The following is a 22,053-nucleotide window of genomic DNA, read 5'->3' on the forward strand; positions in this document are numbered from 1 at the left end:
CCCCCGCTCTCCGCACCGAAATATCCAAAAAAAATGCCGACTCGAAAGTCAGCATTTTCCGTTGGGAGCGTTATATCACCCCTCGTGCAGCCCGCATTCGCGCTTGAGGCCGAAGAAGCGGGTCTCTTCCTCTGCCATGCCCGGCTCCCATTTGCGGGTGGTGTGCGTATCGCCCACCGAGAGGTAGCCCTGGTCCCACAGCGGGTGGTACTTCAGCCCGTGCTTCTGCAGATACTGATAAACGGTACGGTTGTCCCAGTCGATGATCGGCAGCACCTTAAACACCCCGCGCTGAACTGCCAGCACCGGTAGCGTGGCGCGGCTGCCGGACTGCTCCCGGCGCAGGCCAGCAAACCAGGTCTGTGCCTTCAGCTCTTTCAGGGCGCGGTTCATCGGCTCGACCTTGTTGATCTCGTTGTACTTCTCAATACCTTCCACACCCTGCTCCCACAGCTTACCGTAGCGCGCTTCCTGCCACGCCGGGCTCTGCTCTGCACGGTAGATCTTCAGGTTCAGCTTGAGCTTGTCTGCCAGCTCATCAATGAACTGGTAGGTCTCCGGGAACAGGTAGCCGGTATCGGTCAGGATCACCGGGATGTCCGGGCTGATCTGATTCACCAGATGCAGGCTGACCGCCGCCTGGATACCAAAGCTTGAGGAGAGCACATACTCGCCGGGCAGATTTTCTAACGCCCAGACGACGCGCTCTTCAGCACTCAGTTTTTCAAGCTGGCCGTTGGTCTCCGCCAAAGCCAGAATGCGTTCAACTTTTGGCAGATCGTTAAGGGCATTTAGATCGAGTACGGACATAAGAACCTCGTTTGCCTGTTACGCCGGGCGGCACTGCGTTTGCCCGACCTACGGTTTAGTAGGCCCGGTAAGCAACGCGCCACCGGGCATGACCACGTTACTCCCAGAAATCCCGCGCCGGATCCAGCACCGGACGGATGATGCCCGTGCGAACGGTGAAGTCGCCGAAGCCTTCGCCCGCTTCGCGCTCTTTCGACCAGCGGCCTACCAGCACGTCGATAGAGTCGAGGATCTCAGACTCGGTGATGTTCTCACGGTACATGCGCGGAATGCGCGTACCCATCCGGTTGCCACCAAGATGCAGGTTATAGCGCCCCGGCGCTTTACCTACAAGCCCCAGCTCCGCCAGCAGCGCACGGCCACAGCCGTTCGGGCAGCCGGTCACGCGCATCACGATATGATCGTCACCCACGCCGTGCTTCTCCATAATCGCTTCGACTTTATCGACGAAGCTCGGCAGGAAACGCTCCGCTTCCGCCATCGCCAGCGGACAGGTCGGGAAAGAGACGCAGGCCATGGAGTTCTCGCGCTGCGGCTTTACCGCATCCATCAGACCGTGGGAACGCGCCAGTGCCTCAATCTTCGCCTTCTCGCTCTCCGGTACGCCCGCAACGATCAGGTTCTGGTTCGCGGTCAGGCGGAAATCACCCTTGTGGATCTTCGCGATCTCCAGCAGGCCGGTCTTTAGCGGACGATCCGGATAATCAAGAATACGGCCGTTTTCGATAAACAGCGTCAGGTGCCACTTGTTATCGATGCCCTTCACCCAGCCGATGCGATCCCCGCGGCCGGTGAACTCGTACGGACGAACCGGCTCGAATTTCATGCCCGCCCGGCGCTCGACTTCCGCTTTAAAGGTCTCAACGCCCACGCGCTCAAGGGTGTATTTGGTCTTGGCGTTTTTACGATCGGTACGGTTGCCCCAGTCGCGCTGGGTTGTTACGACCGCCTCTGCCACCGCCAGGGTGTGCTCCAGCGGCAGGAAGCCAAACTCGCTCGCGGTGCGGGCGTAGGTTTTCTTGTTACCGTGCTCGATAGAGAGACCACCGCCCACCAGCAGGTTAAAGCCGATCAGCTTGCCGTTCTCGGCGATAGCAATAAAGTTCATGTCGTTGGCGTGCAGATCGACGTCGTTCTGCGGCGGGATCACCACCGTGGTTTTGAACTTACGTGGCAGATAGGTCTGCCCGAGGATCGGCTCTTCATCGGTGGTCGCCACCTTCTCCGCGTCGTGCCAGATCTCAGCATAGGCGCGGGTACGCGGCAGCAGATGCTCAGAGAGCTTCTTCGCCCACTCGTAGGCCTCCGCGTGCAGCTCCGACTCAATCGGGTTAGAGGTGCAGAGCACGTTACGGTTCATGTCGTTGGCGGTCGCCAGCGCGTCCAGGCCCACTTCATGCAGCATCTGATGGGCTGGCTTAACGTTCTTCTTCAGAATACCGTGATACTGGAAGGTCTGACGGTTGGTCAGACGAATGCTGCCGTAGAGGGTCTTCTCTTCAGCAAACGTGTCGATGGCCTGCCACTGCGCCGGGGTGATGATCCCACCCGGCAGACGGCAGCGCAGCATCATGGCATGGCGCGGCTCCAGCTTCTGCTCGGCACGTTCGGCACGAATATCACGGTCATCCTGCTGATACATACCGTGGAAGCGGATCAGCAGAAAGTTGTCACCTTTAAAACCGCCGGTAAGCCCGTCGTTCAGATCTTCCGCAATCGTACCGCGCAGGTAGTTGCTCTCACGTTTCATACGCTCGGCGTCGGTCAGTTTACCTTCGACCACCAGCGGACCAGGGTGTTTATCGCTCATTAGTAGACATCTCGCTGATAACGGCGCTCTACGCGCAGCTCACTTAAATATTCGTCAGCCGTTTCGGTATCCATGCCACCGAACTCGGCAATCACTTCCAGTAAAGCCTGCTCAACGTCGCGCGCCATACGCGTCGCGTCGCCGCAGACATAAATGTGCGCACCTTCGTTGATCCAGCGCCACAGCTCTGCGCCCTGTTCGCGCAGCTTATCTTGTACGTATATTTTCTCTTTCTGGTCGCGGGACCAGGCCAGATCGATGCGGTTCAGCACGCCCTCTTTGACGTAGCGCTGCCACTCCACCTGGTACAGGAAATCTTCGGTAAAGTGCGGGTTGCCAAAGATCAGCCAGTTTTTACCCGGTGCCTCGTCCGCCGCACGCTGCTGCATAAAGGCGCGGAACGGCGCGATACCGGTGCCAGGGCCGATCATGATCACCGGCGTCTCTGGGTTAGCAGGCAGGCGGAAGTTATCGTTGTGCTCAATGAACACGCGGATCTCACCGTCCTCTTCGACGCGATCGGCGAGGAAGCCTGATGCGCCGCCGGTGCGGGCGCGGCCTTCAACGTCATAGCGCACCACGCCAACGGTGACATGCACTTCGCTCTCGACTTCCGCCTGGGATGAGGCGATGGAGTAGAGGCGCGGGGTCAGAGGACGCAGCAGGCTAATCAGCGCCTCGGCATCCAGCTGGGCCGCAGAGAAGCGCACCATGTCGACGATCGGCGTCGTTGCGGCGTAGTGCTGGAGTCGCGCCTTGTCGCCTACCATCGGCAGCAGGGTTTCACTGCGGCTCAGTTTGGCGTAGTTCTCAACGATGCTGGCGGTGTTGACCGTCAGCTCAAAATGCCATTCCAGCGCGTCAGAGAGCGGCAGCGTTTTGCCATCCACGGTGACCGGCTCGTCGCCTTTCAGCCACAGCAGCTCAACCAGCTCGCGCACCAGCGCCGGATCGTTCTGATACCACACGCCCAGCGCATCGCCCGGCTGGTAACTCAGACCGGAGTCGCCCAGATCGATCTCGATATGACGAACGTCTTTCTCGGAGTTACGACCGGTGATCTTCTGGTTCACGGCGAGCGTGGCGACCAGCGGCTCTTCTTTAGTATAGGGGCTGGAGAAGACCTCGTTGACCACGCCGGTGGCGGTCACTGCCGCCTGGGCCGGGCTTTCGGTGGGCACGCGGGCCTTCAGGATCTCAACGATACGGGCCCGCCACTCGCTGGCCGCCGTCTGATACTCAACGTCGGCATCCACGCGATCCAGCAGGCGCTCGGCACCCAGCTCCGCCAGCTTGCTGTCAAAATCTTTACCGCACTGGCAGAAGAATTCGTAGGAGGTATCGCCCAGGCCGAACACGGCGAAGGCACTCCCGTTAAGCTTCGGCGCTTTTTTCGAGAACAGGAACTTATGCAGGGCGACCGCCTCTTCCGGTGGCTCCCCTTCACCCTGGGTCGAAGCAACCACAACCAGCAGCTTTTCATTGGCAATTTGTTTGAATTTATAGTCGCCAGCGTTGACCAGGTTGACGTTGAGCTTCGCCGCCAGCAGATCGTCACGCAGTGCTTCTGCGATGCGACGGGCGTTACCGGTTTGCGATGCGCTGAGCAGCGTGATCGTCGGCGTCTCTGCCGCCGGAGCCGGCGCTGCCGCCATCGCTGCTGCGCCAGGCTGCTGGTTAAGCACGCCCCAGAAATAGCCAGAAACCCAGGCGAGCTGGGTCGGTGTTAAATCGTTGGTGGCTGCCTGAAGGCGCGCCAGCTGCTCCGGGTTCAGCGGAAGCAAAGCGGAAGGTGGGGCCTGTGTCGTCATGCGTCGTTATGTTCCAGTAAGCAAAGCGAGTAAAAAAGCGTAAAAACAGAACAGAGTGTAAGGTTAACGGCGTGAATAATAACAATTAAAGAAGGGATGGAAATAACAAATAACTAAAAACGCTAACCGCTTTTAGTCATAGTTATTAACAGTAAAACAGGTTAATTAATGTATTGATTTGAAAGGGTAAAGTATGAATTTAATGACAATAGGGCAGGCTTTACCGCTTTTGCCTGTTTTAGTTAATGCCAAAAAAGGTCAATTCCGGTAGTATGCGGCGGTTTTTGCCTGTCTGAGAATTCATCATGTCTACCACGTTATTTAAAGATTTCATCTTCGAAGCCGCTCACCGTCTGCCACACGTACCGGAAGGCCACAAATGCGGTCGCCTGCATGGCCACTCGTTTATGGTGCGCCTGGAAATTACCGGTGATGTCGATCCCCATACGGGATGGATCATGGACTTTTCCGAGCTAAAGGCGGCGTTTAAGCCGACCTACGACCGGTTGGATCACTACTATCTGAACGATATCCCCGGCCTGGAAAACCCAACCAGCGAAGTGCTGGCGAAGTGGATCTGGGAAGAGATGAAGCCGCTTGTGCCGCTGCTGAGCGCAGTGACAATCAAAGAAACCTGTACGGCGGGTTGCGTCTATCGCGGAGAGTGAGAGGCGATCGTGTAGGCCCGGTAAGCATTAGTGCCACCGGGCGTATCGGTCTATATCAGGCAATATTCAGATACTTATGCGTCTGCATCGACAGACGCCAGTTGCGAGCGATGCAGGTTTCAATGCACAGACGCGTCGCATCCTCTTTCTGGCTGATCGGCTGAAGCGCAATCACTCGCGGCTTATCGTCGTGCAGCGTCGCCAGCAGTTCATCCAGCGCCTCAACGTCACGCATCCGGCCAACCGGGTGCTTGATCTCATCCGCACGATCCAGCGCCTGCTGGAGAATGTCATACCCGCCGCGCATATTCACCTTCGGTGAAACCGTCACCCAGGTGTTGGTCGAGGTGCGCACTTCGTGGGTGCCGCTGGTTTCGATCTGGCAGCTAAAGCCGTTTTTCTCCAGCAGCATCGTCAGCGGGATCAGGTCGTGAATGCAGGGTTCGCCGCCGGTGATCACCACATGGCGGGCGGTATAGCCCTGACGCTCAATGATGGCCAGCAGATCTTCACTGCTTGCCGGGCCCCACTTATCGCTCTCTTTGGTTTTTGCCAGCACGCTGTAGAGGGACACTTCTCGATCGGCGAGCTTATCCCAGGTGTGCTTGGTATCGCACCAGGCACAGCCTACCGGGCACCCCTGCAGACGGATAAAAATAGCGGGAACGCCGGTAAAGTAACCCTCGCCTTGCAAGGTCTGGAACATCTCATTAATCGGGTACTGCATACTCATCTCTGTTTGGCTGTAAAACGTAAGTATCGCAGATCCCTGCCCTCAGGTCATGTGCAGCAGCTGCGCTATTGCAGCAATAAAAAAACCCGCCGAAGCGGGTTTTCTATTAAGAGCGAAAAGTCAGGGGATTATGCCTGGCCTTTGATCTCTTTACGACCGTTGTACGGCGCTTGTTCACCCAGCGCTTCTTCGATACGAATCAGCTGGTTGTACTTAGCAACGCGGTCAGAACGGCTCATAGAACCGGTTTTGATCTGGCCAGCAGCGGTGCCCACAGCCAGGTCAGCGATGGTTGCATCTTCAGTTTCGCCAGAGCGGTGAGAGATAACCGCGGTGTAGCCAGCGTCTTTCGCCATTTTGATCGCAGCCAGCGTTTCGGTCAGAGAACCGATCTGGTTGAATTTGATCAGGATGGAGTTAACGATGCCTTTCTCGATGCCTTCTTTCAGGATCTTGGTGTTGGTTACGAACAGATCGTCGCCAACCAGCTGGATTTTGTCGCCCAGCACTTTGGTCTGGTAAGCAAAGCCGGTCCAGTCAGACTCGTCCAGGCCATCTTCGATGGAAACGATCGGATACTGTTTGGTCAGATCTTCCAGGAAGTGGGTGAACTCTTCAGAGGTGAATGCTTTGTTGCCTTCGCCAGCCAGAACGTATTTGCCATCTTTGTAGAACTCAGAGGCTGCACAGTCCATCGCCAGAGTGATGTCGGTACCCAGCTCGTAGCCCGCTGCTTTTACCGCTTCAGCGATAACAGCCAGTGCTTCGGCGTTGGAACCCAGGTTCGGCGCGTAGCCACCTTCATCGCCCACAGCGGTGTTCATGCCTTTAGACTTCAGCACTTTCGCCAGGTTGTGGAACACTTCTGAACCCATACGTACGGCTTCTTTCAGGGATTTCGCGCCAACCGGCTGAATCATAAATTCCTGAATGTCTACGTTGTTGTCAGCGTGCTCGCCACCGTTGATGATGTTCATCATCGGAACCGGCATAGAGTATTTGCCCGGGGTGCCGTTCAGTTCAGCGATGTGCGCATACAGCGGCAGGCCTTTAGAGGCAGCGGCAGCTTTGGCGTTCGCCAGGGAAACAGCCAGAATTGCGTTAGCACCGAAGTTAGATTTGTTCTCAGTACCGTCGAGGTCGATCATGATCTGGTCGATGCCAGCCTGATCTTTAGCGTCTTTGCCAAGGATAGCCTGAGCGATCGGGCCGTTAACCGCGCCAACGGCTTTGGTCACGCCTTTACCCAGGAAACGGGATTTGTCGCCATCGCGCAGTTCCAGCGCTTCGCGGGAACCAGTAGAAGCACCTGATGGGGCAGCAGCCATACCGACGAAACCACCTTCCAGGTGTACTTCGGCTTCAACAGTCGGGTTACCACGGGAGTCGATGATTTCACGACCGATGACTTTAACGATTTTGGACATTAGGATTTCCTCAGTACAAGTTAATTAAAACTCCAGACAAACAGTGCATCCCTAAGGATGCACTGTCGCTCTAACTCTTACTTCGCCTGACGTTTCTGGTAGTCGCTGGCGGCTTTCACAAAGCCTGAGAACAGCGGATGCCCGTCGCGCGGCGTTGAAGTAAATTCCGGGTGGAACTGACAGGCAACAAACCACGGATGGTTTGGCACCTCGATGATCTCGACCAACTGATCATCGCCGGAACGGCCTGCAACACGCAGACCCGCAGCTTCAATTTGTTTCAACAGCATGTTGTTAACTTCATAGCGGTGACGATGACGTTCAACGATAGTCGACGAACCGTACATCTGACGCACCAGGCTATCGTCATCAAGCTGGCACTGCTGCGCACCAAGACGCATTGTGCCGCCCAGGTCGCTCTTCTCAGAGCGCACTTCGACGTTGCCCTCTTCGTCACGCCATTCGGTAATGAGAGCCACAACCGGGAACTTACAGTCTGGCACAAATTCCGTTGAGTTAGCGTTGTCCATCCCCGCCACGTTGCGCGCAAACTCGATCAGCGCAACTTGCATACCCAGGCAGATGCCCAGATAAGGAATATTGTGTTCACGCGCATAGCGCGCGGTGGCGATTTTGCCTTCTACGCCACGGTAGCCGAAGCCACCTGGGATCAGGATAGCATCCAGATCTTTCAGAATTTCTACGCCGCGTGTTTCAACATCTTGCGAATCGATCAATTTGATGTTGACGGTAACACGGTTTTTCAGGCCGCCATGCTTCAGCGCTTCAATCACCGACTTGTAGGCATCCGGCAGCTCAATGTACTTGCCGACCATACCGATGGTGACTTCACCTGACGGATTCGCTTCTTCGTAGATAACCTGTTCCCATTCGCTCAGGTTAGCGTCCGGGCAGTTCAAGCTGAATCGTTTACAAATATAATCGTCCAGCCCCTGTGATTTCAACAGGCCCGGAATTTTATAAATCGAATCGACGTCTTTCATTGAAATAACGGCCTTTTCCGGCACGTTACAGAACAATGCAATTTTCGCACGCTCGTTGGCTGGTACGGTACGATCGGAACGGCAAACGAGGATATCTGGCTGAATACCGATAGAGAGCAGCTCTTTTACAGAGTGCTGCGTAGGCTTGGTTTTCACTTCGCCCGCTGCCGCCATGTACGGCACCAGGGTGAGGTGCATAAACAGCGCGTGCTCACGGCCGATATCCACCGCCAGCTGGCGAATGGCTTCAAGGAACGGCAGGGATTCGATATCACCCACGGTACCGCCGATCTCAACCAGCACCACGTCGTGACCTTCGCCACCGGCAATGATGCGCTCTTTAATGGCGTTGGTGATGTGCGGAATAACCTGAACGGTTGCGCCCAGATAGTCGCCACGGCGCTCTTTGCGCAGTACGTCGGAATAGATACGGCCAGTAGTGAAGTTGTTGCGGCGCGTCATCTTAGTACGAATGAAGCGCTCGTAGTGGCCCAGATCCAGGTCGGTTTCAGCGCCGTCTTCCGTAACGAACACTTCCCCGTGCTGGATTGGACTCATGGTACCCGGATCGACGTTGATATACGGATCCAGTTTCATCATGGTCACGTTAAGGCCACGGGCTTCAAGAATGGCTGCGAGGGAGGCGGCTGCAATGCCTTTACCCAGAGAGGATACAACCCCGCCGGTCACAAAAATATAGTTCGTTGTCATGCTGAACCTGAGAAGTTAGGTTTAAAAGACGATGGAATAACCAGGACGGGAAAGTAGTATACCGGAACCAGGCTGTCGCCACAAACTTTCATTATCCCTCCTCTTCTCATCTTCAGCTCATAACGGGGAGAGAGAAAATAGCTCGTTTGCGGTAAATGTTTTTGACGCAAATCAAGCGCTTGTTATTTAAAAAACCCCACTTTTCGCGCTTGATTCACAAAATTCGTTAGAGATCAGATTCCTGGCGCTTTACCTCCTGCCAGACTTCTTCCATGGTGTTGAGATCGACACCGGTCATTGTCAGACCACGGGCGGCGACAATTCGCTCAACTTCCCGGAAGCGGCGCTCAAATTTGAGGTTCGCTTTTTGCAGCGCGGTTTCGGCTTTTACCCCTAAATGACGAGAGAGATTGACGGTGGCGAACAGCAGATCGCCCACTTCCTCTTCCAGTTTGGCCTGATCCACGACCGCCTGTTTTGCCTCGTGCATCACCTCATCGATCTCCTCATGCACCTTATCCAGTACCGGGCCGAGAGAGTCCCAGTCAAAGCCCACCGCCGAGCAGCGTTTCTGGATCTTATGGGCACGCATCAGCGCGGGAAATGCGTGGGGAATATCGTCCAGCGCCGAGTGCTGAGCCTTTTCCGCCCGCTCGCTGGTTTTGATCTCTTCCCAGCGCGCCAACACTTCGCTGCTGCTGCTGGCGGTCGCATCGGCAAAGATATGCGGATGGCGGCGTTCAAGCTTGTCGCTGATGGCCGCGCAGATGTCGTTGAAGTCAAAATGCCCCTGCTCCTGCGCCATCTGGGCATAAAACACCACCTGAAACAGCAGATCCCCTAGCTCGCCGCGCAGATCGTCAAGATCGTTGCGGGCGATGGCGTCGAGCACCTCGTAGGTCTCTTCCAGCGTATAGGGGGCGATGGTGGCGAAGGTCTGCTCTTTATCCCACGGGCAGCCGGTTTCCGGGTCGCGCAGACGCTGCATAATGTCCAGCAAGCGGTTGATTTGATTCATATGATTTCCTGAATAGAACGCCGGGTGGCGCTAACGCTTACCCGGCCTACGGTAGAGCGAATCCCCGGCGAGTAATGCGCCGCCGGGGAAAATAGCAGAGTATGCGGTTAACCGCCGTGCAGACGACGGGCGTCAATCACGTCTGGCACCTGGTTGAGCTTGCCGAGCACGCGTCCCAGCACCTGCAGGTTATAGATCTCAATATTCATATCAATGGTAGCCAGCTGCTGCCGGGTATCGCTCCGACTGGCTACGCCAAGCACGTTCACCTTCTCGTTGGCAAGGATCGTGGTGATATCGCGCAGCAGGCCGCTGCGATCGTTGGCGGTAACGCGCACCACCAGCGAGTAGCCCGCCGAGTAGCTCTCGCCCCATACCGCATCGACAATGCGCTCCGGCGCGTGGGATTGCAGATCCGTCAGCTGGTCGCAGTCGGCGCGGTGAATAGAGATCCCGCGCCCCTGGGTGATAAAGCCGACGATCTCATCTCCCGGAATGGGCTGGCAGCAGCGGGCGATGTGGTGCATCAGGTTACCGACGCCCTCAACCACCACCCGGCCATCGTCTTTGCCGTTGCGCCCCTGCGGCGCATAGGATTTCTGCTGCAGCTGCTTCAGCGCGGCGGCATCCTGCTCTTCGGCGCTGGGCTTGTTAAAGTGCGACTGCAGGAAGTTCACCATCTGGTTAAGGCGAATATCGCCCCCGCCGATGGCCGCCAGCAGCTCCTCCATTTCATTGAAGTTGTAGCGCGGCAGCAGGAGCTTCTCCGCCTCTTTCAGGCTGATGCCCAGGTGTGCGAGTTCATCGTCAAGGATCTGGCGACCGGCAAGAATGTTCTTGTCACGATCCTGCTTGCGGAACCAGGCGTGGATCTTCGAGCGTCCGCGACTGGTGGTGACGTAGCCAAGGTTCGGGTTCAGCCAGTCGCGGCTCGGGTTCGGCTGCTTCTGGGTGATGATCTCAATCTGATCGCCCATCTGTAGCTGATAGGTAAAGGGCACGATACGTCCGCTAATCTTGGCCCCGATGCAGCGGTGGCCGACGTCGCTGTGAATATGGTAGGCGAAATCGAGCGGCGTCGAGCCGGCGGGCAGATCCACGACGTCGCCTTTCGGGGTAAAGACGTAGACGCGATCGTCAAAGACCTGGCTGCGCACCTCGTCGAGCATTTCGCCGGAGTCCGCCATCTCTTCCTGCCAGGCAATCAGCTTCCGCAGCCAGGCGATGCGATCCTCGTGGCTGTTGTGGGCGCTGGTCGCCGTGGTGCCCTCTTTGTATTTCCAGTGCGCGGCAACGCCCAGCTCCGCATCCTCATGCATCTGTTTGGTGCGGATCTGGATCTCAACGGTTTTGCCGCCCGGCCCCAGCACCACGGTGTGGATCGACTGATAGCCGTTCGGCTTCGGGTTGGCTACGTAGTCGTCGAACTCATCCGGCAGGTGACGATGGTGGGTATGGACAATCCCCAGCGCGGCGTAGCAGTCCTGCAGGCGCTCGGCGACGATACGCACCGCCCGCACGTCAAACAGCTCGTCAAAGGTGAGATGCTTTTTCTGCATTTTGCGCCAGATGCTGTAGATGTGCTTAGGCCGACCATAGACTTCGGCCTTCACCCCCTCGCGCTTCATTTCAGCGCGTAGGTGACCGACGAACTCATCAATATAACGTTCACGATCGATGCGCCGCTCGTGCAGCAGCTTGGCGATACGCTTGTACTCGTCCGGGTGCAGATAGCGGAAGCAGTAGTCTTCCAGCTCCCACTTCAGCTGGCCGATGCCCAACCGGTTCGCCAGCGGGGCGTAGATGTTGGTGCACTCTTTGGCCGCCAGCACGCGTTCGTCTTCCGGGGCGTCCTTCACCTCGCGCAGGTGCGCAACGCGCTCGGCGAGCTTGATAACCACGCAGCGGAAATCATCCACCATGGCCAGCAGCATGCGGCGAACGTTATCGACCTGTTCAGAGGAGACGGCGTCGGTGTGCGTGGCCTTGAGCTGGCGGATCGCCGCCATATCACGCACGCCGTAGATCAGCGCAACTACGGACTGGCTCACGCTTTCGCGCAGCACCGCTTCGCTTACCACCTCGGCATCCGCCAGCGGGAAGAGCAGCGCGGCCTGCAGCGTGTCGAGATCCATACTGAGCATGGAGAGGATTTCCACCATCTCGACGCCGCGCCACAGCAGCAGCTCGGCGTCAGGGTGGTCCTGAGTATGTTGCAGGCAGTACGCCCAGGTTTCGGCTAAGCGCTCACACGACGGCTGACTGGAGATACCCAGACTTGCGATCCATTTTTTCGAATCGAATTCACCCGCTCGATTAAGATGTGCACTTCTTACCGCAACCATTGTCCTCTCCTTTCAGGGACGAAGCCTGCCGAATTCGGCAAGCCCGAATTAATCACTCGCGCTCAAATAACACCATCGATTCCAGATGGCCGGTGTGCGGGAACATATCCAGCATCGCGAGATGCGACATAGTGTAGCCCGCATTTAATAATGCTTCGCTGTCTCGGGCAAGCGTCGCGGGGTTGCATGACACGTAGACCACCTTTTTTGGGGATAGTTTTAGCACGTGCCGCATCACCCCTGCCGCGCCCGCGCGTGCCGGGTCGAGCAACACCTTCGTGAAACCGTGCTGCGCCCAGGGCTGTTTTGTCACGTCATCCTCCAGGTTTTCATGGAAGAAGGTCACATTCTGCAACCCGTTCTGCTGCGCGTTCTCCTGCGCCTTTGCCACCAGGGCCGCCACCCCCTCCACGCCCACCACGCTGGCGGCGCGTTTTGCCAGCGGCAGGGTAAAGTTGCCCATGCCGCAGAAGAGATCCAGCACCCGGTCATCCGGCTGAATATCCAGCCACGCCAGCGCCCGGTCTACCATCTGCTGGTTCACTTTATCATTAACCTGAATGAAATCACGCGGGCTAAAGGTCAGGCGTAGCCCGTCCGAGGTGTACCAGGGCAACTCACCGGATACCTGCTCCAGTATGGCGCTTTCCGGAGCAAGAAACAGCGCAACGCCCTGAGAATGCGAAAAGCGTTCCAGTTTTTCGCGATCGCCAGCCGGAAGGGGAGCCGTATGGCGCAATACCATCAGCGGGCCGTTATCGGCCAGCACCAGCTCAACGTGGCCAAGATGGCGTACCGCCTCCAGGCGCTGTAAGCATTCACGTAGTGAAGGGATCAATGCCTCAAGACGGGGCGCCAGCACCGGGCAGCGCACCACGTTGACGATCTCGCTGGCGCTGGCTTTGCGAAAACCCATCTCCAGCGTTTGCGTCTTCGGCTGATAATTCAGGCTCAGTCGCGCCCGCCGCCGGTAGCCCCACGGCTCGGCGGCGATGATGTCGTCTACGTCGTGCTTCATCAGACGCGCCAGCGCCTTGCTTTTGCTGCGCTGCTGCAGCGCCACGCTGGCATGCTGCTGCTGGCAGCCGCCGCAGACGCCAAAGTGCGGGCACGGCGGCGTTTCGCGATCCGGGCTGTCGTTAAGACGACGCTTCACGGCCCCGCGCGCGAACTGGCGCTTATCTTCAGTTAGGGTAATTTCGCCGCGCTCGCCGGGCAGCAGTCCGGGGATAAACAGCGCTTTGCCGTTGTGGCGTGCAACGCCCTGGCCAAAGGGATCCAGGTCGTTTACTGTTACGGTTATGATCTCACGCGTCGTCACGCGCCGTTTTGCAGAGTAGAATTGCGCCATTGCCGGGATTTTTCTCAATCAAACATAATGACTCTAATTGTCCCATAACGGAACTCCATGACCAACTACAGCCTGCGGGCGCGAATGATGATTTTAATCTTAGCGCCAACCGTTCTGATCGGTTTACTGCTTAGCGTTTTCTTTGTTGTCCACCGCTACAATGACTTACAGCAGCAGCTTGAGGATGCGGGGGCAAGCATTATCGAGCCGCTGGCGGTGGCGAGTGAATACGGTATGAACCTGCAGAACCGGGACTCAATCGGCCAGCTGATCAGCATTCTGCACCGCCGTCACTCCGATATCGTGCGTGCCATCTCCGTCTACGATGACAATAACCGGCTGTTCGTGACCTCTAACTTTCATCTCGATCCCAAAGAGTTAAAGCTCCCGGACGGTGCGGCCTTCCCTCGCCTGCTGAGCGTGACGCGCCATGGCGATCTGATGATCCTGCGCACGCCCATTGTCTCCGAGGGTTATTCACCCGACGAGCCCGCCATGCCGGATGTCAAAGCGACCAATAACATGCTGGGCTACGTCGCGCTGGAGCTGGATCTCCGCTCCGTGCGTTTACAGCAGTATAAAGAGATCTTTATCGCCGCCATGATGATGTTCTTCTGCACGGGGATCGCGCTGATCTTTGGCTGGCGGCTGATGCGCGACGTTACCGGGCCTATCCGCAACATGGTCAATACGGTGGACCACATTCGCCGGGGCCAGCTGGATAGCCGCGTTGAGGGCTTTATGCTGGGCGAGCTGGATATGCTGAAAAACGGCATCAACTCGATGGCGATGTCGCTGGCGGCCTACCACGAGGAGATGCAGCACAACATCGATCAGGCGACGTCGGATCTGCGCGAAACCCTTGAGCAGATGGAGATCCAGAACGTCGAACTGGATTTGGCCAAGAAGCGCGCCCAGGAAGCGGCCCGCATCAAGTCCGAGTTCTTGGCCAATATGTCCCACGAGCTGCGCACCCCGCTCAACGGTGTGATTGGCTTTACCCGCCTGACGCTGAAATCCGAGCTGACGCCGACCCAGCGCGATCATCTGCATACCATTGAGCGCTCGGCGGATAACCTGCTTACCATCATTAACGACGTGCTGGACTTCTCTAAGCTGGAGGCGGGTAAGCTGATCCTCGAGAGCATTCCCTTCCCGCTGCGTAACGCCCTCGACGAGGTGGTCACCCTGCTCGCCCACTCGGCCCACGACAAAGGGCTGGAGCTAACGCTCAATGTCAAAAACGACGTGCCGGACAATGTGATTGGCGATCCGCTGCGCCTGCAACAGGTCATTACCAACCTGGTCGGCAACGCCATTAAGTTTACTGAAAACGGCAATATTGATGTGCTGGTAGAGAAGCGCGCCCTGAGCAACAACAAGGTGCAGATCGAGATGCAGATACGCGATACCGGAATCGGCATTCCCGAGCGCGATCAGTCCCGGCTCTTCCAGGCGTTCCGCCAGGCGGATGCCAGCATCTCTCGGCGGCACGGCGGTACCGGGCTGGGGCTGGTGATCACCCAGAGGCTGGTAAACGAGATGGGGGGCGATATCTCCTTCCACAGCCAGCCCGGGCGGGGTTCGACGTTCTGGTTCCACATTAACCTCGATCTTAACCCTAACGTCAGCAGCGAAGGACTACCTACCGACTGCCTCGCCGGTAAGCGGCTGGCCTACGTTGAGCCGAACGCTGCCGCCGCCCAAAGCACGCTGGATCTGCTCCAGGGAACGCCGTTGGAGGTGATCTACAGCCCGACCTTCTCTGCCCTGCCGGAGGCGCACTACGATATCCTGCTGCTGGCCGTGCCGGTGACCCTGCGCGAGCCGCTCACCATGCAGCACGAGCGGCTGGCAAAGGCCGCCTCCATGACCGATTTCCTGCTGCTGGCGCTGCCGTGTCACGTGCAGATCAACGCCGAGCAGTTCAAGCAGGAGGGTGCCGCCGCGTGCCTGTTAAAACCGCTTACCTCCACGCGCCTGCTGCCTGCTCTGACCGAGTACTGCCGCCTGAATCGTCCTCGCGAGCAGGCGCTTAACGACGACCGCAAGCTGCCGATGAGCGTGATGGCGGTGGATGACAATCCGGCCAACCTGAAGCTTATCGGCGCGCTGCTTGAGGATCAGGTTCAGTATGTCCAGCTGTGCGACAGCGGTCATAGCGCGATCGACTGTGCGAAGCAGATGCAGTTCGATCTGATCCTGATGGATATTCAGATGCCCGATATCGACGGCATTCGCGCCTGCGAAACCATTCGCCAGCTGCCGCACCAGCAGCAGACGCCGGTGATCGCGGTAACGGCCCACGCCATGGCCGGGCAAAAAGAGAAGCTGCTGAACGCCGGGATGAGCGGCTATCTGGCGAAGCCGATAGAAGAAGAGAAACTCCACAGCCTGCTGCTGCGCTATCTTCCCGGCCCTGGGGTCAGCCAGTGGCTCACGCCGCCGGAGCCGGAGTCGGTAGACGTACCGCAGAATCCTGAGGTCTCCCTGGACTGGCAGTTGGCCCTGCGCCAGTCGGCAAATAAACCCGATCTGGCGCGGGAGATGCTACAGATGCTGATCGCCTTCCTGCCGGAGATCCGCAATAAGGTTGAGGAGCAGCTGGTGGGGGAAGCGCCTGAAGATTTAGTTGAGGCCATTCACAAGCTGCACGGCAGCTGCGGCTACAGCGGCGTACCGCGCCTCAAGCGGCTGTGTCATCTGATCGAACACCATCTGCGCAGCGGCATGCCCGCAGAGGATCTGGAGCCAGAGTTTCTGGAGCTGCTGGATGAGATGGATAACGTGGCGCGGGAAGCGCGTAGATGGATTGGGTGATAAATCGTGGTAATGCCGGGCGGCTCTGCGTTTGCCCGGCCTACGGCGGATATGGTGCCCTATGTAGGCCCGGTAAGCGTAGCGCCACCGGGCATGACGATGCTTTCGATTAACGCAACCCTTGGCCCGCTTTCAACACCGCTGCCACGTTGCGCGCCGTCATGCGCACGTTTTCCGCCGCGTTTTTCAGGGCGTCATCCAGGGTACAGATACCGTAGATCACGCTGAATACCGCGTCGATGCCGTGCTCGTGCACCACGCCGACGTCCGCCGTCAGACTACCCGCGATGCCGATCACCGGCTTGTTGTAGCGCTTCGCCACCTTTGCCACGCCCACCGGGACTTTGCCGTGTACCGTCTGGCTGTCGATCCGCCCCTCGCCGGTGATCACCAGATCCGCTTCGGCAACATAGCGATCGAGGTGCAGCGCGTCGGTGACAATCTCAATGCCCTGCCGCAGCTCGGCACCGCAGAACGCAAACAGCGCCGCGCCCATGCCGCCTGCTGCCCCGCCCCCGGCAAGATCCAGCACGTCGAGATCGAGATCGCGCTTGATCAGCTGGGCATAGTGCGCCAGCGCCGCATCAAGACGGGTAATCATCTCCGGCGTCGCCCCTTTCTGCGGCCCAAAGATCGCCGTTGCGCCCTCTTTGCCGGTCAGGGGATTGGTCACGTCGCAGGCAACCTCAATACGGCAGTCGTGCAGTCGCCTGTCCAGTTCGCTGATGTCGATCCGCGCCAGCGTCTCCAGCGCGCCGCCGCCCTGCCCGAGGGCGTTGCCTTCGCTATCCAGCAGCTTCGCCCCCAGCGCCTGCACCATGCCTGCGCCGCCGTCGTTGGTGGCGCTACCGCCGATGCCGATAATGATATGCTTAACGCCTGCGTCCAGCGCATGACGGATCAGCTCCCCCGTTCCCCACGAGGTGGTGATCAGCGGATTACGCTGCTCGGGTAACACCAGCTCAAGGCCGCTGGCTGCCGCCATCTCAATAAAGGCGCTCTGCTCGTCGCCGGAGAGGCCATAGAAGCCCTCAACCTGAGCGCCAAGCGGGCCGGTCACGGCAACCTCGACGATCCGCCCCTGAGTGGCGGCAACCATCGCTTCAACCGTGCCTTCACCGCCATCCGCCACCGGCAGTTTGATGTACTCCGCCTGGGGAAAGATCTCACGAAAGCCCTGCTCTATGGCGGTCGCGACATCAAGGGCGCTCAAACTCTCTTTATAGGAGTCCGGTGCGATAACAATTTTCATAAGCCGTCCTTACGCAGAGTGTGATTGCCTAAACCCTACAGCCGGAAAAACAGGGAACAGGCCGATCCCGCCGGGACCGGCCTCTGCATTAACGCACCATGCACGGACGTTTGTTATCAAACGTCCAGCCAGGGATCAGATACTGCATGCCCATAGCATCGTCACGCGCGCCGAGACCGTGCTTCTGATACAGCTCGTGCGCCTTCATCACCTGATCCATATCCAGCTCGACGCCCAGACCCGGCGTGCTCGGCACCTGCACCATCCCGCCCTTGATCTCAAACGGCGCTTTGGTCAGGCGCTGGTTGCCCTCCTGCCAGATCCAGTGGGTATCGATAGCAGTGACTTTACCCGGCGCGGCGGCTGCCACGTGAGTGAACATCGCCAGTGAAATGTCGAAGTGGTTGTTAGAGTGCGAGCCCCAGGTCAGGCCGAACTCATGGCACATCTGCGCCACGCGTACGGAGCCCTGCATGGTCCAGAAGTGCGGATCCGCCAGCGGGATATCCACGGACTGCAGGGAGAGCGTATGGCCCATCTGCCGCCAGTCGGTGGCGATCATGTTGGTGGCGGTCGGCAGACCGGTGGCGCGGCGGAACTCGGCCATCACCTCACGGCCAGAGAAGCCCTGCTCTGCGCCACACGGATCTTCCGCGTAGGCCAGCACGCCCTTCAGGTGCTTACCGATGTTGATCGCCTCGGCCAGCGACCATGCGCCGTTGGGGTCGAGGGTCACGCGCGCCTGCGGGAAGCGTTTCGCCAGCGCCACAATGGACTCGGCCTCCTCTTCGCCCGCCAGCACGCCGCCTTTAAGTTTAAAATCGTTAAAGCCATATTTCTCGTAGGCCGCTTCGGCCAGACGCACCACGCGGTCCGGAGTCATCGCCTCTTCATGCCGCACGCGATACCAGTCGCATGGATCATCCGGCTGGCTCTGGTACGGCAGCGGCGTCGCTTTGGCGTTGCCGACGAAGAACAGGTAGCCGAGCATCTCTACTTCACTACGCTGCTGACCGTCACCGAGCAGGGTCGCCACGTTAACGCCCAGGTGCTGGCCCAGCAGATCCAGCATCGCGGCTTCGATCCCGGTCACTACGTGGATGGTAGTACGCAGGTCAAAGGTTTGCAGGCCACGGCCCGCCGAGTCACGGTCGGCGAACTGGTTGCGGACGGCGGTCAGAATGTTTTTGTACTCGCCAACGGTTTTACCTACCACCAGCGCGGCGGCATCTTCCAGCGTCTGGCGGATCTTCTCGCCGCCCGGGATCTCACCCACGCCGGTATGACCCGAGTTGTCTTTGATGATAACAATGTTACGGGTGAAGAACGGCGCGTGCGCTCCGCTCAGGTTCATCAGCATGCTGTCGTGGCCCGCAACCGGGATCACCTGCATGGACGTGACGACCGGGGAAGAAAATTGATTGCTCATCGTTTTATCCTTCTATAACAAATTTAGTGTCGACCAAAGACGGGGCGTTTGCGATCGAACGTCCAGCCGGGGATCAGATACTGCATCGGGCCCGCGTCATTACGCGCTCCGCCCGGAAGCGTCTTATACAGCTCGTGGGCTTTCTGTACCTGGTCCCAGTCCAGCTCCACGCCAAGGCCCGGCGCGTCCGGTACGGCAATCTGGCCGTGCTTAATCTCCAGCGGCTGTTTGGTCAGGCGCGCGTCGCCCTCCTGCCAGATCCAGTGGGTGTCGATGGCGGTCGGATTACCCGGTGCGGCGGCACCAACGTGGGTAAACATCGCCAGTGAGATATCAAAGTGGTTATTGGAGTGGCAGCCCCACGTCAGACCCCAGTCGTCGCACAGCTGCGCCACGCGTACCGCCCCGGAGAGCGTCCAGAAGTGCGGATCCGCCAGCGGAATATCCACCGCGTTGAGCATCACCGCGTGGCCCATCTCACGCCAGTTGGTGGCGATCATATTGGTCGCCACCGGCAGACCGGTTGCCCGACGGAACTCCGCCATCACTTCCCGGCCCGAGAAACCCTGCTCTGCACCGCACGGATCTTCCGCGTAGGTCAGGACATCGTTCAGCCCTTTGCAGAGTTCAATGGCCTCATCCAGCAGCCACGCGCCATTGGGATCGACGGTGATGCGAGCATCCGGAAAGCGCTTTTTCAGCGCGCGGGCAGTGTCAATCTCCTGCTCGCCCGGCAGCACGCCGCCTTTCAGTTTGAAATCTTTGAAGCCGTAGCGATCCTGTGACGCCTCCGCCAGGCGCACCACCGCCTCGCTGTTCATCGCCTCCTGATGACGGAGATGATACCAGTCGTGGTTGCCCTCGGTTTTGACGCGATACGGCAAATCGGTCTTCTGCCGGTCGCCGACGTAGAACAGGTAGCCGAGCACCGTCACGGCGTCGCGCTGTTTACCTGGCCCCAGCAGCTCGCAGACCGGCACGCCAAGCGTTTTACCCAGCAGGTCGAGCAGCGCGGCCTCCAGGGCCGCTACCGCATTTACCCGCAGCTCAAAGGTCCAGGCACCTTTGCCGAAGGTATCAAAGTCAGCCGCCTGGTTGCCTTTGTGCACACGCTGAACCACCTGGTTTAAGCGGGCAACCTGCTGGCCGATCACCATCGGGATCGCATCGGTCAGCGTCTTAAGGATCACCTCACCGCCGGGCGCTTCCCCAACGCCGGTGTTCCCGGCGTTGTCGGTCAGCACCACGATATTGCGGGTGAAGTAAGCGTTATGTGCCCCGCCGATATTCATCAGCATGCTGTCGTAGCCGGCGACGGGGATCACTTTCATATCGGTAATAACGGGGCTGGATTGCATACTCATCGTTAGCGTCCTGTCACAGGTTTCAGTTCAACACGTTTGATATCGCCCACCAGCACCAGATAGCTCAGTACCGCGACCAGAGCATGGACACCGACGTAGATCAGCGCGCCGTTAAAGGAGCCGGTGGTGCCCACGATGTAGCCGATGGCGATCGGGGTGACGATCCCGGAGATGTTACCGAACATGTTGAACAGGCCGCCGGAGAGGCCGCTGATCTCTTTCGGTGCGGTGTCGGCCATCACGGCCCAACCCAGCGCGCCGATGCCTTTGCCGAAGAAGGCCATCGCCATAAAGCCGATGATCATCCACTCCGCATCGACGTAGTTGCAGAACACCATCACCATCGACAGCAGCATCCCTAATACGATAGGTGTTTTACGGGCGATGTTCAGCGATCCGGTACGGCGCATCAGCCAGTCGGAGATGATGCCGCCCAGCACGCCACCGGCAAAGCCGCAGATGGCCGGGATGGAGGCGACAAAGCCCGCTTTCAGAATCGACATGCCGCGCGCCTGCACCAAGTAGACCGGGAACCAGGTAATAAAGAAGTAGGTCAGGGCGTTAATGCAGTACTGACCGATATAAACCCCGATCATCATGCGCGAATTGAGTAGCTGCTTGATTTGCGCCCACTTGACGCTGAACGGCACTTTTACTTTGTTGCCCGGCTGATCCATGTTGATCAGCCCGCCGCCTTCGGCGATGTACTCCAGCTCTTTCTTGTTCACGCCAGGGTGCTGATTCGGCTCGTGGATCATCTTCAGCCAGACAAAGCTGATGATAATGCCCAGACCGCCCATGAAGAAGAAGACGTGCGACCAGCCCACCTCATGGGTCAGCCAGCCCATGATCGGGGCGAAGATGACGGTGGCAAAGTATTGGGCGGAGTTAAAGATTGCGACCGCCGTGCCCCTCTCCTGCGCCGGGAACCAGGCCGCCACGATGCGGCTGTTGCCGGGGAAGGATGGCGCTTCCGCTAAGCCCACCAGGAAGCGCAGGGTGAAGAGCGCAACGATGATGCCGAAGCCGCTGAAGATATCCACGAAGCCCTGCAGCAGGGTAAACAGCGACCAGATGAAGATAGACCAGAAGTAAACGCGTTTTGAACCAAAGCGGTCGAGCAGCCAGCCGCCGGGGATTTGGCCGATAACATAGGCCCATGAAAATGCAGAGAAAACATACCCCATGCCAACAGCATCAAGACCGATATCTTTTGCCATTTCAGAGCCGGCAATGGACAGCGTCGCGCGGTCACCATAGTTGAAGGACGTGACGATAAACAGCATCACCACTATCCAGTAGCGAGCGTTAGTGCGCTTTTCGGCGCTGCTCGCTGCGTGGCTTAATGAACTCATTATTGCACTCCTGAATTATAGCGTTGAGCTACATTCATTCTGAAAAGCACAACCTGTAGGGGTATCAGAATGACGTACGGGTGTTTTATTGCAGTCTCTGTGCAGCGGTTCGTTAGCTCCCTGTGACCTGCTCCCCGTTGATTAG

The 22,053-nt window shown here is 58.3% G+C and carries 15 protein-coding genes; 2 read left to right on the forward strand and 13 right to left on the reverse strand.

Features of this window, described 5'->3' with window-relative positions:
* Positions 1–75: 75 nt before the first annotated feature.
* The 3 genes from cysH to cysJ all read right to left on the reverse strand — a co-directional run bounded on the left by cysH (position 76) and on the right by cysJ (position 4,431).
* Positions 76–810 (reverse strand): phosphoadenosine phosphosulfate reductase, encoded by a 735-nt coding sequence (gene cysH / locus FN633_RS16295; RefSeq protein ID WP_154058435.1) that lies wholly within the window; start codon positions 808–810, stop codon positions 76–78.
* Positions 811–907: 97 nt separating this feature from the next.
* A complete protein-coding gene (cysI, locus tag FN633_RS16300) occupies positions 908–2,620 on the reverse strand; it encodes an assimilatory sulfite reductase (NADPH) hemoprotein subunit (protein ID WP_154058436.1) in 1,713 nt (570 codons plus the stop codon).
* Complete coding sequence (gene cysJ / locus FN633_RS16305; protein ID WP_154058437.1) at positions 2,620–4,431, reverse strand: NADPH-dependent assimilatory sulfite reductase flavoprotein subunit; 1,812 nt, start codon at positions 4,429–4,431, stop codon at positions 2,620–2,622. Before cysJ ends, cysI begins: the two co-directional genes overlap by 1 nt.
* Before the next feature lie 305 nt (positions 4,432–4,736).
* Between cysJ and queD the strand changes: the two genes are divergently transcribed.
* The gene (gene queD, locus FN633_RS16310) at positions 4,737–5,099 is read left to right on the forward strand and encodes a 6-carboxytetrahydropterin synthase QueD (protein ID WP_154058438.1); all 363 of its coding nucleotides are present in this window, start codon (positions 4,737–4,739) and stop codon (positions 5,097–5,099) included.
* 55 nt (positions 5,100–5,154) lie between these two features.
* Here queD and queE read toward each other — a convergent pair whose 3' ends face one another.
* The 6 genes from queE to rlmD all read right to left on the reverse strand — a co-directional run bounded on the left by queE (position 5,155) and on the right by rlmD (position 13,688).
* Positions 5,155–5,826, reverse strand: a complete 672-nt coding sequence (gene queE, locus FN633_RS16315; protein WP_042387845.1) for a 7-carboxy-7-deazaguanine synthase QueE — start codon at positions 5,824–5,826, stop codon at positions 5,155–5,157.
* A gap of 134 nt (positions 5,827–5,960) precedes the next feature.
* Positions 5,961–7,259, reverse strand: a complete 1,299-nt coding sequence (gene eno, locus FN633_RS16320; protein ID WP_042387848.1) for a phosphopyruvate hydratase — start codon at positions 7,257–7,259, stop codon at positions 5,961–5,963.
* Between the two features lie 77 nt (positions 7,260–7,336).
* Positions 7,337–8,974 carry a glutamine hydrolyzing CTP synthase gene (pyrG, locus tag FN633_RS16325; protein WP_042387850.1) on the reverse strand — a complete coding sequence of 546 codons (1,638 nt, stop codon included), beginning with the start codon at positions 8,972–8,974 and terminating at the stop codon, positions 7,337–7,339.
* A gap of 226 nt (positions 8,975–9,200) precedes the next feature.
* Positions 9,201–9,992: a nucleoside triphosphate pyrophosphohydrolase gene (gene mazG / locus FN633_RS16330; RefSeq protein ID WP_154058439.1), complete on the reverse strand. Its 792-nt coding sequence runs from the start codon at positions 9,990–9,992 to the stop codon at positions 9,201–9,203.
* 107 nt (positions 9,993–10,099) lie between these two features.
* Positions 10,100–12,337 carry a GTP diphosphokinase gene (gene relA / locus FN633_RS16335; protein ID WP_154058440.1) on the reverse strand — a complete coding sequence of 746 codons (2,238 nt, stop codon included), beginning with the start codon at positions 12,335–12,337 and terminating at the stop codon, positions 10,100–10,102.
* Positions 12,338–12,389: 52 nt separating this feature from the next.
* Positions 12,390–13,688: a 23S rRNA (uracil(1939)-C(5))-methyltransferase RlmD gene (rlmD, locus tag FN633_RS16340; RefSeq protein WP_154058441.1), complete on the reverse strand. Its 1,299-nt coding sequence runs from the start codon at positions 13,686–13,688 to the stop codon at positions 12,390–12,392.
* A gap of 57 nt (positions 13,689–13,745) precedes the next feature.
* Between rlmD and barA the strand changes: the two genes are divergently transcribed.
* Positions 13,746–16,508, forward strand: coding sequence for a two-component sensor histidine kinase BarA (gene barA, locus FN633_RS16345; RefSeq protein ID WP_154058442.1), 2,763 nt, complete (start codon positions 13,746–13,748; stop codon positions 16,506–16,508).
* 109 nt (positions 16,509–16,617) lie between these two features.
* On the opposite strand, the gene FN633_RS16350 is transcribed toward barA, so the two are convergent.
* The 4 genes from FN633_RS16350 to gudP all read right to left on the reverse strand — a co-directional run bounded on the left by FN633_RS16350 (position 16,618) and on the right by gudP (position 21,908).
* Complete coding sequence (locus tag FN633_RS16350; RefSeq protein WP_154058443.1) at positions 16,618–17,760, reverse strand: glycerate kinase; 1,143 nt, start codon at positions 17,758–17,760, stop codon at positions 16,618–16,620.
* Between the two features lie 88 nt (positions 17,761–17,848).
* On the reverse strand, positions 17,849–19,189 hold the full coding sequence (gudD, locus tag FN633_RS16355) for a glucarate dehydratase (RefSeq protein ID WP_154058444.1): 1,341 nt from the start codon (positions 19,187–19,189) through the stop codon (positions 17,849–17,851).
* Between the two features lie 23 nt (positions 19,190–19,212).
* Entirely contained in the window at positions 19,213–20,553 is a 1,341-nt protein-coding gene (locus FN633_RS16360; RefSeq protein ID WP_154058445.1) for an enolase C-terminal domain-like protein, read from the reverse strand.
* 2 nt (positions 20,554–20,555) lie between these two features.
* Positions 20,556–21,908 carry a galactarate/glucarate/glycerate transporter GudP gene (gene gudP / locus FN633_RS16365; RefSeq protein ID WP_154058446.1) on the reverse strand — a complete coding sequence of 451 codons (1,353 nt, stop codon included), beginning with the start codon at positions 21,906–21,908 and terminating at the stop codon, positions 20,556–20,558.
* Between the last annotated feature and the right edge of the window lie 145 nt (positions 21,909–22,053).

This window comes from Pseudescherichia vulneris (genome assembly GCF_902164725.1).
Classification (GTDB): Bacteria; Pseudomonadota; Gammaproteobacteria; order Enterobacterales; family Enterobacteriaceae; genus Pseudescherichia; species Pseudescherichia vulneris.